Annotated in this window: 20 protein-coding genes; 10 read left to right on the top strand and 10 right to left on the bottom strand. The window is 65.1% G+C overall.

The window, feature by feature from the left end:
- The first annotated feature begins 95 nt into the window (after window positions 1-95).
- The 3 genes from sufC (at window position 96) to LOC57_RS08475 (ending at window position 1,727) form a co-directional block, all read left to right on the top strand.
- A complete protein-coding gene (sufC, locus tag LOC57_RS08485) occupies window positions 96-866 on the top strand; it encodes a Fe-S cluster assembly ATPase SufC (protein ID WP_227911339.1) in 771 nt (256 codons plus the stop codon).
- Window positions 867-890: 24 nt separating this feature from the next.
- On the top strand, window positions 891-1,220 hold the full coding sequence (locus LOC57_RS08480) for a metal-sulfur cluster assembly factor (RefSeq protein WP_227911340.1): 330 nt from the start codon (window positions 891-893) through the stop codon (window positions 1,218-1,220).
- A gap of 99 nt (window positions 1,221-1,319) precedes the next feature.
- Window positions 1,320-1,727: a DUF4440 domain-containing protein gene (locus tag LOC57_RS08475; protein WP_227926312.1), complete on the top strand. Its 408-nt coding sequence runs from the start codon at window positions 1,320-1,322 to the stop codon at window positions 1,725-1,727.
- A gap of 14 nt (window positions 1,728-1,741) precedes the next feature.
- On the opposite strand, the gene LOC57_RS08470 is transcribed toward LOC57_RS08475, so the two are convergent.
- Window positions 1,742-2,377 carry a hypothetical protein gene (locus LOC57_RS08470; protein WP_229959137.1) on the bottom strand — a complete coding sequence of 212 codons (636 nt, stop codon included), beginning with the start codon at window positions 2,375-2,377 and terminating at the stop codon, window positions 1,742-1,744.
- Between the two features lie 199 nt (window positions 2,378-2,576).
- On the opposite strand from LOC57_RS08470, the gene LOC57_RS08465 reads away from it, so the two are divergent.
- Complete coding sequence (locus tag LOC57_RS08465; protein WP_229959135.1) at window positions 2,577-3,212, top strand: HAD family hydrolase; 636 nt, start codon at window positions 2,577-2,579, stop codon at window positions 3,210-3,212.
- A 66-nt stretch (window positions 3,213-3,278) separates the two neighbouring features.
- On the opposite strand, the gene ypfJ is transcribed toward LOC57_RS08465, so the two are convergent.
- From ypfJ to LOC57_RS08445, 4 genes are read right to left on the bottom strand one after another with little or no spacing between them, the layout of a single operon-like run.
- Entirely contained in the window at window positions 3,279-4,181 is a 903-nt protein-coding gene (gene ypfJ / locus LOC57_RS08460) for a KPN_02809 family neutral zinc metallopeptidase (RefSeq protein WP_227911344.1), read from the bottom strand.
- Window positions 4,182-4,189: 8 nt separating this feature from the next.
- Complete coding sequence (locus tag LOC57_RS08455; protein WP_229959133.1) at window positions 4,190-4,870, bottom strand: energy-coupling factor transporter transmembrane component T family protein; 681 nt, start codon at window positions 4,868-4,870, stop codon at window positions 4,190-4,192.
- Window positions 4,867-5,595, bottom strand: a complete 729-nt coding sequence (locus LOC57_RS08450; protein ID WP_229959131.1) for an energy-coupling factor ABC transporter ATP-binding protein — start codon at window positions 5,593-5,595, stop codon at window positions 4,867-4,869. The genes LOC57_RS08455 and LOC57_RS08450 overlap by 4 nt, the downstream gene beginning before the upstream one ends.
- Window positions 5,595-6,251 carry a biotin transporter BioY gene (locus LOC57_RS08445; RefSeq protein WP_229959129.1) on the bottom strand — a complete coding sequence of 219 codons (657 nt, stop codon included), beginning with the start codon at window positions 6,249-6,251 and terminating at the stop codon, window positions 5,595-5,597. Before LOC57_RS08445 ends, LOC57_RS08450 begins: the two co-directional genes overlap by 1 nt.
- A 257-nt stretch (window positions 6,252-6,508) precedes the next feature.
- Here LOC57_RS08445 and LOC57_RS08440 point away from each other — a divergent pair, with 257 nt between their 5' ends.
- The gene (locus LOC57_RS08440) at window positions 6,509-8,107 is read left to right on the top strand and encodes an ABC-F family ATP-binding cassette domain-containing protein (protein WP_227911348.1); all 1,599 of its coding nucleotides are present in this window, start codon (window positions 6,509-6,511) and stop codon (window positions 8,105-8,107) included.
- Here the strand turns inward: LOC57_RS08440 and LOC57_RS08435 are convergent.
- From LOC57_RS08435 to LOC57_RS08420, 4 genes are read right to left on the bottom strand one after another with little or no spacing between them, the layout of a single operon-like run.
- On the bottom strand, window positions 8,104-9,228 hold the full coding sequence (locus tag LOC57_RS08435; RefSeq protein WP_229959127.1) for a winged helix DNA-binding domain-containing protein: 1,125 nt from the start codon (window positions 9,226-9,228) through the stop codon (window positions 8,104-8,106). The two genes, LOC57_RS08440 and LOC57_RS08435, sit on opposite strands and share 4 nt — an antisense overlap.
- A 57-nt stretch (window positions 9,229-9,285) precedes the next feature.
- A complete protein-coding gene (locus LOC57_RS08430; RefSeq protein ID WP_229959125.1) occupies window positions 9,286-10,155 on the bottom strand; it encodes an SURF1 family cytochrome oxidase biogenesis protein in 870 nt (289 codons plus the stop codon).
- On the bottom strand, window positions 10,156-10,452 hold the full coding sequence (locus tag LOC57_RS08425) for a hypothetical protein (protein ID WP_229959123.1): 297 nt from the start codon (window positions 10,450-10,452) through the stop codon (window positions 10,156-10,158).
- Between the two features lie 9 nt (window positions 10,453-10,461).
- On the bottom strand, window positions 10,462-10,863 hold the full coding sequence (locus tag LOC57_RS08420; protein WP_229959121.1) for a DUF3099 domain-containing protein: 402 nt from the start codon (window positions 10,861-10,863) through the stop codon (window positions 10,462-10,464).
- 126 nt (window positions 10,864-10,989) lie between these two features.
- On the opposite strand from LOC57_RS08420, the gene LOC57_RS08415 reads away from it, so the two are divergent.
- Both LOC57_RS08415 and LOC57_RS08410 read left to right on the top strand, forming a co-directional pair.
- The gene (locus LOC57_RS08415) at window positions 10,990-11,718 is read left to right on the top strand and encodes a beta-ketoacyl-ACP reductase (protein ID WP_227911353.1); all 729 of its coding nucleotides are present in this window, start codon (window positions 10,990-10,992) and stop codon (window positions 11,716-11,718) included.
- Window positions 11,719-11,837: 119 nt separating this feature from the next.
- Window positions 11,838-12,593 carry an SDR family oxidoreductase gene (locus LOC57_RS08410; RefSeq protein ID WP_229959119.1) on the top strand — a complete coding sequence of 252 codons (756 nt, stop codon included), beginning with the start codon at window positions 11,838-11,840 and terminating at the stop codon, window positions 12,591-12,593.
- Here LOC57_RS08410 and serB read toward each other — a convergent pair.
- Complete coding sequence (serB, locus tag LOC57_RS08405; protein WP_229959117.1) at window positions 12,590-13,495, bottom strand: phosphoserine phosphatase SerB; 906 nt, start codon at window positions 13,493-13,495, stop codon at window positions 12,590-12,592. The genes LOC57_RS08410 and serB overlap by 4 nt on opposite strands.
- 126 nt (window positions 13,496-13,621) lie before the next feature.
- Between serB and LOC57_RS08400 the strand changes: the two genes are divergently transcribed.
- The 3 genes from LOC57_RS08400 (at window position 13,622) to LOC57_RS08390 (ending at window position 15,950) form a co-directional block, all read left to right on the top strand.
- Window positions 13,622-14,410, top strand: a complete 789-nt coding sequence (locus LOC57_RS08400) for an ABC transporter ATP-binding protein (RefSeq protein WP_227911356.1) — start codon at window positions 13,622-13,624, stop codon at window positions 14,408-14,410.
- 13 nt (window positions 14,411-14,423) lie between these two features.
- Window positions 14,424-15,317: a TrmH family RNA methyltransferase gene (locus LOC57_RS08395; RefSeq protein ID WP_229959115.1), complete on the top strand. Its 894-nt coding sequence runs from the start codon at window positions 14,424-14,426 to the stop codon at window positions 15,315-15,317.
- Window positions 15,318-15,386: 69 nt separating this feature from the next.
- Window positions 15,387-15,950, top strand: a complete 564-nt coding sequence (locus tag LOC57_RS08390; RefSeq protein WP_229959113.1) for a hypothetical protein — start codon at window positions 15,387-15,389, stop codon at window positions 15,948-15,950.
- Window positions 15,951-15,973 lie beyond the last annotated feature (23 nt).

The following is a 15,973-nucleotide window of genomic DNA, read 5'->3' as shown; positions in this document are numbered from 1 at the left end:
GGGTGCCGGAGCGATCCGGCACCCGAACCTGAGCCGCCTTCCATCCCCAACGCTTAGTTACGCACCTCTGGGTGCAAAGGAGAAAGCCAACTCGCATGTCTACTCTTGAGATCAAGGATCTTCACGTCAGCATTGAGACCGAACAGGGCCGCAAGCCGATCCTGAAGGGTGTCAGCCTGACCATCAACACCGGTGAGACGCACGCCATCATGGGCCCCAACGGCTCCGGCAAGTCCACCCTGGCCTCCACCATCGCCGGCCACCCGCGCTACACCGTGGACAGCGGTTCCATCACCCTTGACGGCGAAGACGTCCTGGCCATGAGCGTGGACGAGCGTGCTCGCGCCGGCCTCTTCCTGGCCATGCAGTACCCGGTCGAGGTTCCCGGCGTCACCATGACCAACTTCCTGCGCACCGCCAAGACCGCCCTCGACGGCGAAGCCCCCTCGCTGCGCCACTGGACCAAGGACGTCAAGGCTGCCATGGGTGACCTGCGCATCGACGCCGACTTCGCCCAGCGCAACGTCAACGAAGGCTTCTCCGGCGGCGAGAAGAAGCGCGTCGAGATCCTGCAGCTCGAGCTCTTCCACCCGAAGTTCGCCATCCTCGACGAGACCGACTCCGGCCTCGACGTCGACGCCCTGAAGATTGTGTCCGAAGGCGTGAACCGTGAGCACTCCAAGGGCGGCATGGGTACGCTGCTGATCACGCACTACACGCGTATCCTTCGGTACATCAAGCCCGATTACGTCCACGTTTTCGTTGACGGACACATTGCCGAGCAGGGCGGCCCGGAGCTGGCCGACCGGCTCGAAGAAGAGGGTTACGACCGCTTCACCGGCGCCAACGCCGCGGCCGGCGCGTAATTCGGAACAGCTGAAGGAGCAATAATGAGCGACTCCGATCTGGCCTCCACGTCCCTTGAGGACGTCGAAGAGGCCCTCAAGGACGTCATTGACCCCGAGCTGGGGGTGAATGTCGTTGACCTTGGCCTGCTGTACGGCCTGAAGTACGCCGAGGACGGCGCACTGCTGATCGACATGACGCTGACCACTGCGGCCTGCCCGCTGACCGACGTCATCGAAGAGCAGACCGCGCAGGCGCTGGACGGCGTCGTTGATGAGTGGCGCCTGAACTGGGTGTGGATGCCGCCGTGGGGACCTGAAAAGATCACCGACGACGGCCGCGACCAGATGCGCGCCCTCGGGTTCAACATCTAGCAGCTGTGGATACGGCAAAGAGCCGCTTCCGGATTTTCCGGGGGCGGCTCTTTGCGTGTCGGTATCAGCATCCCAGCCGGCGCTGCTAGCGTTCGCGCCATGGGCAATACTGCAAGCACAGACCATTTTCACGACCGGTACCTCACTGCCTGGAACGCGGCCATGGCGTCCGGAGACAGTGCACCCATCGAGGCGTTCCTGGCGCCGGAGTACCACGGATGGCTGGGCTCCGCGGCTGCGTCTGCCGAGCCGTTCGACGGTGCGACGGCTCGGAAGGGTTTCCGCGCTACCGTCTCTGCATTGAAGGGCTGCACGGTCCATGCCGATTTCCGTACTGTAGCCCCGCGCGGCCGCGACGAAGCGGTGGTGTTCTACGAGATGACCTACCGGGTGGGCGGGGATAACACGGCGCGTGCGCTGCTGATGGAATCCTGGCGGCTAACAGAGGGACAGTGGCTGCTCTGCCGGGACCTTACCGAAGTCAATGTGGGCCAACCTGCGGCCTAGCAGCGTCGCGCCGGCTACCCCTCCTTCGGCTTGACGTAGTCCTCGAACTCTTTGGCTCCGTCAATCTTCCAGTCTTTTCCGACTTTCACCATGAAAACGTCCCTGCTGGTTGTCGACGCGTCGTGGTCCGGATCTTCGTACATGATTACCGCGTGCCGTGCATCGATGACCATGATGTCCTCATCCGCGATGTCCGCCGCCGCCTTCGCATCGTTCTCGTCCGTAAACGCAGTGATCAGCATGGAGTTGTACCCGATGATGGCGCGGTCTGAATCGCTCATCCCCTCCCAGTGGTAGGAACCGGACATCGGGTTGAACTCCGCGTGAAAGTCCGCCAACGCCTTTTGGCTCTCGGGTTTCAGGGCGTCGTAATTTTCTTCAACCGTGTCATAGTCACCGGTTTTGAACTTCGTCATTTCTTCAGGGCTCAAAGCATCCTGAAACTTGGCTTCATAGGCGTCAAAGTTTTCGTTCATGGTCTTGGCCGCCTTTGCTGCCGCGGACTGGTACTCCGCAAAGGCCGCTCGTACGTCCGAACGGACTTCGGCCGGGTCATCCCTGCTGTCCTGGCCGCAGCCTGACAGTGCGGTAGACAAAGCCAGTGACAAGGCCAAGACGGGCAGTGCGGGCAGTCCATAACTCTTCTTCACTGAGGTTCCTTACCTCTAGGGCTTCCGGAATCGGAATTCAGTATGCATTGAAGCGGCAGCTGGTCACTCTTGACACGCCAGTCACTGCCGCCTCCGTGTGCTGGCCGGAAGGCACGGACACTTATGTCAGTTGCCGGGACCCGGTCAAGCGGAGGAGAACCGGTTATGGCCGTTGACATCCGCTGCTAGGGTTCGCCGCATGGGGAACACCGAGGACATTTCCAAGCCCGGCACCTGGTACCTGTTCGATTACGGCATGGTGATCTCCACCGCGCCGGAGCCGGCAGACTGGGCCGCACTGAAGCTGGAGACCGGCCAGCATCTGCAGGATCCCGCGAGCCCCTATTGGACGCACCGGGAAAGCTATGACGCGGGCCTGCTCAGTCCGGCTGCGTACTGGGCCGCCGTGCTTGCCCTGCCCGAGGCGGACGAGGAGCGGGTGCGGGTGCTGGAGGACTTGGACGCAGCACAGTGGTCCCACCTCAACCCGGACACAGCCGGCATCTTGCGGGCCCTTGAAGGCGAAGGCGCGAAGCTGGCTGTGCTTTCGAACATGCCGACGGAAATGTCCCGGCGCTACCTTCGCGATTCAGCATGGGCCCGGCACTTTGCCAAGACCTATTTCAGCGGCCCGCTGGGAATGACCAAACCTGACCGCCGGATCTTCGAGCTCGTCCTGAAGGACCTGCACGCAGAGCCCGGCGACGTGGTTTTTATCGACGACAACGAGGCAAATATCTCCGCTGCACGGGCGCTCGGCATTCGCACCGTGCACTTTCGTCCTCCGGGGGATGCCGATCCTACGGATTTGCGGGAGTTGCTGGGCCGGATGTGAGCGGTTCGCTCGGGGCACCGCGGGCGGTGGCTCCGCGGGCACGGGTGCTGAGCCGGATGGAAACCCTTACGGGCGTGACAGGTCAGCGGCGCTGAAGGTGTCGCACGTTTCCAAGGAGCCGCCGTCGTTGTAGCCCGCCAGGAACCACGCCTGGCGCTGCTCGCTCGAGCCGTGCGTCCAGCTCTCCGGATTGACCTGCCCCGTGGCGGAAGCCTGGATCCGGTCATCACCTACGGCAGAGGCAGCCGAGAGGGCGTCGTTGATGTCCGTTTCGGTAAACGGTGCGAGGAAGGGAACGTCGCTGCCCGGTGCGGGAGTAGACGCCGCATGGCGTGCCCAGAGGCCCGCATAGCAGTCGGCCTGGAGCTCGGTCCGGACCGAGGCGGACTCGGGTCCCTGCGGGTCGGCATTGCGGCCTGTACTGGATCCCGTGAGCTGCTGGATGTGGTGGCCGAATTCGTGCGCCACCACGTACTCCTGGGCCAGCGGTCCGCCGGAGGAACCATAGCTGTTCACCAGGTCGGAGAAGAACGCCGTGTCATAGTAGGTCTGTTCATCGGCGGGGCAGTAGAAGGGCCCCACAGCACTGGTTGCAGCTCCGCAGCCCGTGGTGGTCTGGTCTGAGAACAGCACCACGCCGGGCTCGGTGTAGGTGACACCGCGCTCAGCGAGCTGCGGTTCCCAGAAGCTGTCCAAACTCTCCGCAGTACCGAGGATGCGGCAGTCCAGGCGTTCGTTGGCATCCTCGCCGTTCAGGCACGTGCTGATGCTTTCGGATTGGCCCTGCCCAGCGGAGGAGGCGCCGCCGTCGCTTAATCCCAGCCCATCGATAACGTCGGAGCCGAAGAACAGGGAGAGGATCAGCAGCAGTCCGCCGCCCAGCCCTCCGCCAACAGCGATGCCTTTGCCTTTGCCGCGCCGGTCGCTCACTCGCGAGGAATCAAGGCGCGCGTTTTCGTTGAAACTCATGCCATCGATTATCCCTGACGGCCAGCATGCTTCCGTTTGGAGGGCTGCTGCGGCGTTGGTTCACCCAACCCACGGGCGGCCAGGGCTTCACCGGTCTGGTGGGCATACGCCACCGCCCGGATGACCACGGGCACCGCCAATGCCCTCGGGTTGCGTTCCAGTCCCCGGGCCATTGCTGATTGGCGGACTTCGCCTGCCGAACCGAGAAGGAACGGAAGGCTGCGCATCATCAGGGCAAGCGTCAGGGCGAACCGCTCCGGGTCCGCCCCCAGGCACGTCAGCGGCCGGGCCAGCGCTGCCAGCCCGTCCATCAGTTCCTGGGGCGCCGTGGTCAGCGTCAACAGCCGGGCGGCTACTACGCACAGCACTATCCGGCCGGTGACCAGCACTGCCGCAGCCGGTCCTTCCATCCACACCTGGACCGCAGCCAGCAGGACCAGCAGCGGCCACATCAGCCGCAAGGGCACCCACAACTCCCGCACCATCCGTGCCAGGACATAAAGCCCGGCCACCAGCACCGCAGCGGAGGCCTGCACCACAAAGGATGACGAGGCGAGCACCACCGCGGAGAGCAGCACCAGGACTACAGCCTTCAGGGCTAGCGGTGCCCTGTGCAGCAGGGAGGTTCCGGCCCGGTATCCGCCCGTCAGGAGCGCGGCTGAAGCCAGCCCGGCTGAACGCCTCTTCACCTCAGGTCCAGCGCCATCGCACGGTATCTGGTGACAGCCTCCCCGGGGTCGCCGTCGAACACCACCCGTCCGCAGTCCATCACCAGCACCCGATCTGCGTCGGCAGCAAACTCGAGGTCATGGGTGGTGTAGATGACTTGCTGCGGCAGCCCGGCAAGCGTCCTGCGCAACCGGGCCGTGTTGCGCAGGTCCAGGAGGGTGCTCGGTTCATCCGCCACGAGGACCGCCGGCTCAACGGCCAGGACCGAAGCAAGTGCCATCAGCTGGCGTTCACCCCCGGACAGGTCGTAGATGCTGCGGTCCGCCAGGGGGAGAAGGCCGAATGAATCCAGCCGTTCCTCGGCCGCCGCACGGCGCTCGGACCGATTGCGTACGGACGCGCGCAGGGAAAGCTCGACGTCGTCCCTGCCGGTGGGCATCACCAGCTGGGCCAGCGGATCCGTGAAGACAAACCCCACCCGCCGCCGCACCGCAGCACCCTGGCGCACAGTATCCAGGCCGTCCACGGTGACGGTTCCGGTATCGGGCAGCACCAGACCGTTGATCAACTTCAGGAGGGTGGATTTCCCCGAGCCGTTGGCACCGATCACCGCCGTACGGGGGTTGGTGAACTGCAACGAGAAGGGACGCAGGATCGGCTCGGCGCCACTCCCGCCGCCAGTCCCAGCGCCAGTCCCGTCGGCGGACGGCAGCACCGAAACATTGTCCAGGGCAATGCGTGGCATCAGGGGCGCCGCCGGGTGGCCGGTGCCATGCGGGGGAACGCCCTGAACACACTGACCGCCACCGCCGCGGCGAGCATGTTCTTGAGGACGTCGCCGGGCCAGAACGCTATATCCGTAACCAGGGCGCCGGAAAAGGGCAGGTGGGCATTAACCATGAGCCCGGCAATGCCGGCAGGGTGGACCACGAGGAAACTGGTGGCCAGCCCGGCAGCGAACAGCAACGGGAACCGCGCCCGGTTCGCCCGCCGCAGCACAATACCGGCAAGGACGCCCGCAACGGCGGCAGCCAGCGGGAAGGACAGCAGGTAACCCGCAGTGGGGCCGGCCAGCACGCCAAGGCCGCCGCGGAAGCCGCTGAAGACGGGCAATCCGGCCAGACCCGCGAGCAGGAACAGTCCTACGGCTGCCGCACCGCGGCCGGGGCCGAGGAGGATTCCCGTCAGTATCACCGCCAGGGTCTGCAGCGTGATCGGCACCCCTGAACCCAGCGGAATGCCGGGCAGAACCGAGAAGGCAGCCGTAAGTGCGGCGAAAACAGCAATCAGGGACAGGTCGCCGGGCTTCCATCCCCGCTGCCTGCGGCGGACTGCCGGCGGGGGTGAACCCTCGGCAGCAGCGCTGGTGGAACCCGGTGCATCAAGCGGTGTGTTGTCCATCGCAGCTCTCTCGTCTGGGGAAGAAATCGGTATGGTCCTGCGTTTTGAACACTAGTGGCGGGATGACGGGATTCCATTGGAGGTTTTCTACAAACCGGCCATGGCGGCTACACTGGGAAGGCTGATCCGGCCAACAAGGCCTTGCCACCGGTCACTGTGACCATTCCCGCCTCGGTGGATTCCCACCCGGTACGAGGCCCGCGCACCGCGCAGCGTTATATCTGCAACACCTATAAACCCTTCGAAAGGTCCACTGAGTGATTTCCGTATCTGGTCTCGAGCTGCGCGCAGGCGCACGCCTTCTCATGGAAGCGGTTTCGTTCCGTGTGGACAAGGGAGACAAGATCGGGCTGGTGGGCCGCAACGGTGCCGGCAAGACCACTCTCACCAAGGTGCTGGCCGGTGAGACCCTCCCGGCGTCCGGCAGCGTCAAGCGCGTCGGCGAGATCGGCTACCTGCCCCAGGATCCGCGCACACCGGACATGGACCAGCTGGGCCGGGACCGGATCCTCTCCGCCCGCGGCCTCGATGTCGTTTCCGCGCAGCTGAAAAAGTGCCAGGACGAGATGGCCAGTGATGATCCGAAGATCTCGCAGAAGGCCATGAACCGCTACGACCGGCTCGAATCCGAATTCCTGTCCGCCGGGGGATACGCCGCCGAATCCGAAGCTGCCACCATCTGCGCCAACCTGGCCCTGCCGGACCGGCTGCTGAACCAGCCGCTGAAGACCCTTTCCGGCGGTCAGCGCCGTCGTGTGGAACTGGCCCGGATCCTGTATTCCGACGCCGACACCATGCTCCTCGATGAGCCCACCAACCACCTCGACGCCGATTCCATCGCCTGGCTGCGCGAGTTCCTGAAGAACCACACCGGTGGTCTGATCGTGATCAGCCACGATACCGAGCTGCTCGAAGCCACCGTCAACAAGGTCTTCAGCCTGGATGCCAACCGCGCCACCATCGACATCTACAACATGGACTGGAAGCGGTACAAGGTCCAGCGCGAGACAGACGAGCGGGCCCGTAAGCGGGAGCGTGCCAATACCGAAAAGAAGGCCGGGGTCCTGCTTGCCCAGGCCAACAAGATGAAGGCACGTGCCTCCGGTGCTTCTGCTGCCCAGAGCATGCTCAAGCGCGTGGACCGGCTGCTGGGCGGGCTCGACGCCGTCCGCGCCAGCGACCGTGTGGCAGCACTGCGCTTCCCGGATCCCGCACCCTGCGGCAAGACCCCGATGATGGCCGAGGGCCTGAGCAAGAGCTACGGTTCGCTGGAAATCTTCACCGACGTTGACCTGGCCATTGACCGCGGCTCCAAGGTGGTCATCCTGGGCCTGAACGGTGCCGGAAAGACCACCCTCCTGCGGATGCTGGCCGGCGTGGATAAGCCGGACACCGGAAAAATCATCCCCGGCCACGGCCTGAAGGTCGGGTACTACGCCCAGGAGCACGAGACCCTGGACACGGACCGGACGGTCCTGGAGAACATGCGTTCTTCCGCCCCGGACATGGACGACGCCGAGGTGCGCAGCGTTCTCGGTTCCTTTATGTTCAGCGGCGACGACGTGGAGAAGAAGGCTGGTGTCCTCTCCGGCGGTGAAAAGACCCGTTTGGCGCTGGCCACCATCGTGGCCTCCTCCGCCAACGTGCTGCTCCTGGACGAACCCACCAACAACCTCGACCCGGCTTCGCGTGCCGAGATCCTGGGCGCCCTGAGCAATTACACGGGTGCAGTGGTGATGGTCAGCCACGATGAGGGCGCCGTGGCAGCACTGAACCCCGAGCGCGTGGTGCTGCTGCCGGACGGCGACGAGGACCACTGGAACGAGAACTACCTGGAACTGGTGACCCTGGCCTAGGAGCCGTTCCCGGGAGATTCCCGAAAACTCCCGTACTCCTGGACCGCCCGCTCCAGTTCGGCAGGGTCGAGCCCAACAGGATCCGAATCAACGTCCCGGCGTCCGGGCATCAGGAACGGCTCCACGTCCACCGTGGAGCCGTTCCTTTCCCATATCCCGGCAATCCGCCCGTCCACAAGCAGCACGTTCCGGAACAATCCGTTTTTCGCCGGGCCCACCACTGCGCGGTGCTCCGCGGCCATGATCAGATCCCGGTCTGCGTAACCGATGTGGTATTCGTCAAAACCCGGCAGCAGGCGTACGCCGCCTGACCGGCCCGTTTCCTGCTCCTCGAGGAGTTCCGGCGCCACCCACCACCGGTCCTCCCCGCGGGCAGGCTCCGCGGCCGTCAGCGGCGTGATCCGGTCTCCGGCCACTTCGAAGGCACGCCTGGCGTCGCGCAGTGTGAGCCCGCTCCACCAGGCCAGGTCCTGCGCCCGCACCGGGCCGTGACCCTGCACGTAGCGGACCGCCAGCGTCGCCAGGGCATCATCGCGGGGCAGGGGAGCGGCCGGGGAAATGACCCGCGCATAGAGCTCAAACGTGGCTGTCTTGCCTGCCGGCGGAGCGAACACGATGACCTGTGACTGGGCCAGGAACCGCAAGACGTGCGACGCCGCAGCACTGTCGGTCAGTCCGCCCGCAGTAGCCAGCACTTTCACGAGTACGGACCGGGCCGCAGGACCGCCGCTGAGGGCTTCGGCCACGGCGCGCGTGCACCGGTCCAGGATTTCTTCGCTCACTCCGGCGGCCCGGCGAAGGCCCGCCTGCTGGGCGTTGGCCCGGGGTCCGAGCAAGGGTACCAGCCATGCAGCATCGACGGCGCGCACCAGGTGTTGGGTCCCGCGCATGGTCCAGGTGAGAACCAAGCCGCGCCCGGCAATGGCTGCGCGGACACCGGATTCGGTGCCGCCGACGGTCCGCTGGCCTATGCTCCACGCGGCTCCGGCGGCGTTTTGGGCCTGCACCGCCAGCAGCCGTCCCACGGCATCAGCGGGGGAGGCAGCCTTGGCTGCCGCCAGCCCGGAGGCGGCCAGCCGCAGGCGGCGCAGTTCCCGGCGGGTCGAGGGGAGCGTGGTCATGGCTCCGGATCGTACCGGAAACTCCATGCCCCCAGCTGCCTGGAACCCGGCTGCCTGTTAGAACCCCTGCGCGTCCAGGATTGCGTCTTCCTCTTCTTCGCCGGTTGGTCCGCGCTTTTTCCGCGGCGGACGACGGCGGGACGGAGTCGGATTGGCGGCGATGATTTCGTCGTCGTCCTCGTCATCCTCGATCCCGTCGTAATAGCGGTTCAGGGCTTCCTGACGGGCGGCGTATCCCAGGCCCAGGAACATCATCAACGCGAACCCGTACCACTGCAGTCCGTAGGACAGGTGCAGGCCTTCATCCACTTCCGGCCGCGGCGCAGCTTCGGGGACAACGGCCGTGCGCGGATCTTCGCTGGCCATCAGCCCGTAGGAGCCCTCGTGCAGCGGGTACTCCAGTTCGTCCGCAAACGCGGAAAGGTCAATCGACGCCAGCTGGCCTTCGGGAGCCCTGCGAGTCAGCTCCGGCTCGGCGGCCTTGACCCGGGCAACAACGCTGACCCGTCCTTCCGGCGCAGCCGGAATGCTGTCCGGGTGCCCCGCTTCATCGTCGCCGATCGGCAGCCAGCCGCGGTTGACCGCCACCGCCGTGCCGTCGTCGAGCTTCAGCGGAACCAGCACCTCGTAGCCGGGCCGTCCCTTCAGGGGCCGGTTCCGCACAATACGCTGCTCCGAGGAATCGTAGGTGCCCTCCAGGGTCACGGGCAGCCACTCGGCCGATTCGTCGAACCGGTCGAAATACTTTCCGGCCTCCGCGTACGCAACCGGGGCGGCGTCGTAGTTGGATTCGATGCGCGCACTGTCGGCCAGGGACTCCGTACGGCGGTCCATTTGCCACAGACCCAGTCCGACGCACGCGGCAGCCAGGACGCAAACCATCACAAACCAACCGAGCCAGCGCGCGGATAAAAGGAAGCGGTACATCTACAGGGCTCCGCTTTGGGTGCCGGACGCCAGCGGGAGGGTTTCTTTCCACAGGCCCCGGGTGCGCAGGTAGTCCTCCAGCCAGTCGCGGTGCTCGCTGCAGGAAAGCCAGGTCTTGCGGCGCTCGGGGGTGTGGATGCGGGGGTTGTTCCACAACAGCTGCCACGCCGCTTCCTGCCGGCAGGCCTTGCGGGAGCAAATTGGGGTGCCTTCGGGGCCGGACGGCGCCCCGGATTCGGAGCGGGTACCGGAGTGCGAGCCGGAGAGGCCGCCGGATAGTGAGTCCAAGAGGTTCATGCGCTGGGCTTAGGCCTTGTCGTCGTCGTCGTCATCAGTGTTCTCTACTATCTCGCCCGGCACCACGGAGGTCTCGGGGGATTCTTCTGTGTGTGCGGTGTCCGGCGGCGGAGCAGGAGCGTCAATAGCTGCAGCCGGAGGCTGGTTGATCATGGCGTCGGAGGCCTGCATGTTGCGGGTGTCGGCGCCTCCGTTGGCCATGATGACAGCGAAATAGGGCAATACCACTGCACCGGCAATAACCACCCACAACAACCAGCCGTGAACGAAGAACAGCAGGAAAAGGCACACCACGCGGATGCCCATCGACACGCCGTACTTGATCATGCGGGCATGCATCTCATCGGTGTGCGGGTTAGGCGCGGCGGTGATCCGGGGAACACTGTCCCCGCGATTTGTGTCCTTAGCCATCTATAGCAGCCATCACTCTCCAAACAGGTTCGTCCATTCTCTCACTAGCGGGGGCGTTGCAGAAGTTGAATCCGCCGCACGTAGGATCGAGGCAACCCCCATCACAGGCTGAAAGAAGGAAGATCCGTGCAAAGCACCCCAGAAAACGAGTCCGGCCGCAGCGTCCTGGTGACCGGCGGAAACCGCGGTATTGGGCTGGCGATAGCCCAGGCATTCCTGGCCGCGGGAGACCGGGTGGCCATCACGTACCGCAGCGGCGACGTTCCCGAGGGGATGCTGGGCGTCAAGGCCGATGTGACAGATATGGCATCCGTGGACGCGGCCTTCACCGAGGTCGAAGCCGCACACGGGCCGGTAGAGGTGCTGGTGGCCAACGCGGGTATTACCCGCGACACCCTGCTGCTGCGGATGAGTGAAGAGGACTTCGCCGACGTCATCGACACCAACCTCACCGGCGCTTTCCGCGTGGTCAAGCGTGCTTCCAAGGGCATGCTCCGGATGAAGAAGGGCCGCGTGGTGCTGATCTCCTCGGTGGTAGGCCTCTACGGTTCGCCCGGCCAGATCAACTACGCCGCGTCCAAGGCCGGCCTGATCGGCATCGCCCGGTCCCTGACCCGCGAACTGGGCTCCCGGAACATCACGGCCAACGTGGTGGCTCCCGGCTTCATCAACACGGACATGACCCGGTCCCTGCCCGAGGACACCCAGAAGAACTACCTGTCCTCCATCCCGGCCGGCCGGTTCGCGGAGCCCGAGGAAGTGGCCGCCGTCGTCCGCTGGATTGCAGGCGAGGAAGCAGGCTACATCTCCGGCGCTGTCATTCCGGTGGACGGCGGCCTGGGCATGGGGCACTAAGTACCGTAAGTCTCCGGCCCGCATTCGTTGGAGGTTTCCTCAACTGCCTGCGGGCCGGACGGCTGGCAGGATGGGAGTCGGAGCGAGATGCTTAGACACTTTCTACAAAAGGAGTTTGTATGGGCCTGCTTGAGGGCAAAGCCGCGGTTGTTACCGGATCATCGCGCGGAATCGGCGCCGAGGTAGCCCGCTTCCTGGCAGCCGAGGGTGCCGGCGTGGTGGTCAACTACCGCCAGAAGGCACCGCGGGCCAACAAGGTGGTGGCCGGCATTGAGGCCGACGGCGGCCGGGCTGTGGCAGTGGGCGCCGACCTCACCGTTCCAGAAGGACCGGCTGCACTCGTGGTCGCTGCGCAGGAGAACTTCGGCGGACTGGACGTCCTGGTGCTCAACGCCTCCGGCGGCATGGAGACCGGCATGGAGGAGGACTACGCGCTGAAGCTCAACCGCGACGCGCAGGTCAACATGCTCACCCAGGCCCTCGAGGCCATGCCCGCCGGCTCCCGCGTAGTGTTCGTGACCAGCCACCAGGCGCATTTCATCGCCTCGGTTCCCACCATGCCGGAATACGAAGCTGTTGCCTTGAGCAAGCGTGCCGGGGAAGACGCGCTGCGCGCGATGCTCCCGCAGCTTGAGGAAAAGGGGATCTCCCTCGTGGTGGTCTCCGGTGACATGATCGAGGGAACCGTCACCGCAACCCTGCTGGACCGGGCCAACCCCGGCGCAATCGAAGCCCGCCGGGAGGAAGCAGGCCGGCTGTACTCGGTCGCTGAGTTCGGTGCCGAAGTGGCACGCATGGCCACCGCCGATGTTCCCTCCGGCCACACCGAGTACGTGGGCGGCGCCGACTACCTCGCGGCCGGCGAGAACGCCTAGAGCTTCACGAAGTGCTGCACCACGTCCAGGTTGGGCAGGTTCAGCACGGCATCTGCGGCGGCCTGCACTGCCGGCTTGGCGTTGAACGCCACGCCCAGCGCGGCCGCCGCCAGCATGTCCAGGTCATTGGCGCCGTCGCCCACGGCAATGGTGTGTTCCGGTGATACACCCAGTTCACCGGCCCAATCGGCCAGTGACCGGGCCTTGACCGCACCATCCACCACTTCGCCGGCCACCGCTCCGGTCAGCACACCGTCCTTGATGTCCAGCATGTTGGCGCGGGCGAAGGTCAGTTGCAGGCGGGCAGCCAGCGGATCGAGCACCTGGCTGAACCCGCCGGACACCACTGCCACGCCGTGTCCTGCGGCCAGGAATTCCTTCACCAGCACCTCGGCGCCTGCGGAGAGCTCAATCCGGGTACCCACCTCGTCTATTACGGAAGCGGGGAGCCCGGCCAGTGTCTTCACCCGCGCGTGCAGGCTGGCGGCGAAGTCCAGTTCGCCGCGCATGGCGGCTTCGGTGACGGCTGCAACCTCTGCTTCCCGCCCTGCATGGGCGGCCAGCAACTCAATGACTTCCTGGCGGATCAAGGTGGAGTCAACATCCAGCACCAGCAGCTTGCGGGCCTCCTCAAGGAGCGACGGCGGCACCACCGCGGTCTGCTCCCCACCGTTTTTCTGCGGCACCGCTGCCGCAGCGGCCGCAACGGTGCGCCGCAGCCTGGCTGTCCCGCCGTCGTACCCGACAAAAAGCTTGGACACCGTATAGCCGTCCCCTGCAGCGTTCTCCAGCTCAAGGATCCGCGCCCCGATCCCCGCCACTGCGGCCTGCACCGAGCCCAGGTAGGCATCTGACAAGTCGCGCCCATAGCTGACGACACTGTACTCGGGGGTGTTCGGCATGGCATCCGTTCTGCTTGGTCCGGCATCGGGTACCTGTACGGTACCGGGGCATGCGGGCCGCATTGCACCGGCGCTGCGGCGTATCGTTTCGCCAATGTCCCTTTCTTTAGCCTAGTGTCTAGTGCTATGAGTGATGTTCTTGAATTTGCCGGCGTGAGCGTGGTTCGCGGCGGTAAGACCCTGTTGGACGGCATTAACTGGCAGGTCAAGGAGGGGGAGCGCTGGGTTATCATGGGGCCCAACGGCGCCGGAAAGACTACGCTGCTGCAGATAGCCGGCGGACGCATGCACCCCACCCGCGGTGTTGCGGGAATCCTCGAAGAAGTCCTGGGCGCGGTGGACGTTTTTGAACTGCGCCCCCGGATCGGCCTCGCATCCGCAGCCCTGGCCGGCCAGATTCCAGAAGACGAAACTGTCCTGAACGTAGTGGTGACCGCCTCCTACGGTGTAACCGGGCGGTGGCGCGAAAAGTACGAGAAGCTCGACGAGCGCCGTGCCTTCCGTCTCCTGCATGACTGGGGAATGTCCACGTTCCTCAACCGCCGCTTCTCCTCGCTGAGCGAAGGTGAGCGCAAGCGCGTGCAGATCGCCCGTGCCCTCATGACCGACCCGGAGCTGCTGCTGCTGGACGAGCCGGCTGCCGGGCTGGACCTCGCCGGCCGCGAGGACTTGCTCTTCCGGCTGGGCGAACTTGCCCGGGACGAGGAAGCGCCCGCCATGGTGCTGGTGACCCACCACTTGGAAGAGGTCCCCACCGGGTTCACCCATGCCCTGCTCCTGCGCGACGGCGGGGTGGTAGCGTCCGGGCCCATTGAAGAGGTCTTCACCGAAGAACACCTGAGCACCGCTTTCGGTCTTCCGCTGGACCTGAAGCGCGACGGCGGCCGTTACTCGGCCACCGCGCGCCGCAGCTAAGGCCAGTGCACAGGTGAGCCTTCAGTACCTGCAGTCCGCCGCTGATCCGCGGGTCAGCGACTACACCTCCCTCACGGATACCTCGCTTCGGCGGCGCCGCGAACCGGAGGAGGGCATGTACATTGCCGAGTCCTCCAAGGTCCTGCGCCGCGCAGTCGACGCCGGCCACCGCCCGCGTTCCTTTTTCCTGGCCGAGAAATGGCTGCCGGACCTGCAGGACATCCTGGACCGTTTCCCCGACGTCCCCGCCTTTGTGGGCACGGCGGACGTTTTGGAGGAGATCACCGGATTCCATCTGCACCGCGGCGCCTTGGCGGCCATGGAACGGCCGGCGCCGCTGAAGCTGGACGCGCTGCTGGCAACCGCCCGCCGGGTCGCGGTCCTGGAAGATATCGTGGACCACACCAACGTCAGTGGTCGCAAAACACAAGAGTCTGATCGAGCTCATCTGCCGGGACGATCAAGGATCGCGGTCCTGGAGAACCTTACCGACCATACAAACGTAGGTGCGATTTTTCGCAGCGCCGCCGCCATCGGCGTCGACGCCGTCCTGGTCTCACCCCAGTGCGCCGACCCCTTCTACCGACGCTCCATCAGGGTTTCGATGGGCACCGTGTTCCAGGTCCCGTGGACCCGGATCGAGTCGTGGCCGGGGGACCTTGAGGTCCTCAAGGAAGCAGGCTACTTCGTGGCCGGCATGTCGCTGGGCGAAGGTGCCATCACACTCGATGAGCTTGTCGCCCAGGACCACCAGAACCTGGCGCTGGTCTTCGGCACCGAGGGTGAGGGGTTGAGACCTGAGACAGATCAGGCGCTCGACGCGCGCGTAACAATCCCGATGATGAACGGAGTCGATTCGCTCAATGTCGCGGCGTCCTCTGCTGTGGCGTTCTACGCGACGAGGTAGCCGATGCCGGACGATAGCTTCAGGACAAGCCGCAGGAAGCATGCCCACGAGTTCCGGGAGAAGTGCCAGATGACACCGACCAACAACACTGGACTACACCTGGCTGATTTCTCCCTGGACGCGCTCCAGTGCCGCGAGAAGGGATACGGGTTCGCCGAATTCCGGCAGCTGCCGAAGGCCAGGCAACTTCGCTGGCCCGATGACGTGCTCGAACAATGGGTGTTCGACCACGCAGGGTATGACCCCTTCCTGAATGACTACGGTGAGATCGACCTCAGCGGGATCGATTGGCAGGTAGAAACCTTGCCTGTCGAAGACTTTGTGGCGATGCCGACAGGGCCCTCCGATGGTGATGCCATCGAATGTTACGAAGCTGATCCTGACCACTCGATAGCTGTGCGGAAGCACGGCGTGCACATGGGCGTGAAGCTCTGCTGGGAGACCCACGGGACCTGGAAGCGGTGGCCCATCGTGCTCGACCGGGATCTGATCAATCCGGGTGATCAAGGTCTTCAGTTGGTCGAGGGCCGAACAAGGGTTGGCGTGCTGCGGGGCCGTATGTTGCGCGGGCAGCCTATCGCTGAGAGGCACTTGGTATGGATCGGCCGGCCAAGTAAGAGATCAGCCACATGAGGTGCCCCGGCGTGGAGGTCGTC

The sequence above is a fragment of the Arthrobacter sp. zg-Y750 genome (assembly GCF_020907365.1).
Taxonomy (GTDB): Bacteria; Actinomycetota; Actinomycetes; order Actinomycetales; family Micrococcaceae; genus Arthrobacter_B.
The sequence above is the reverse complement of the archived record's forward strand: the minus strand, read 5'-3'. Positions and strand labels throughout refer to the sequence as shown.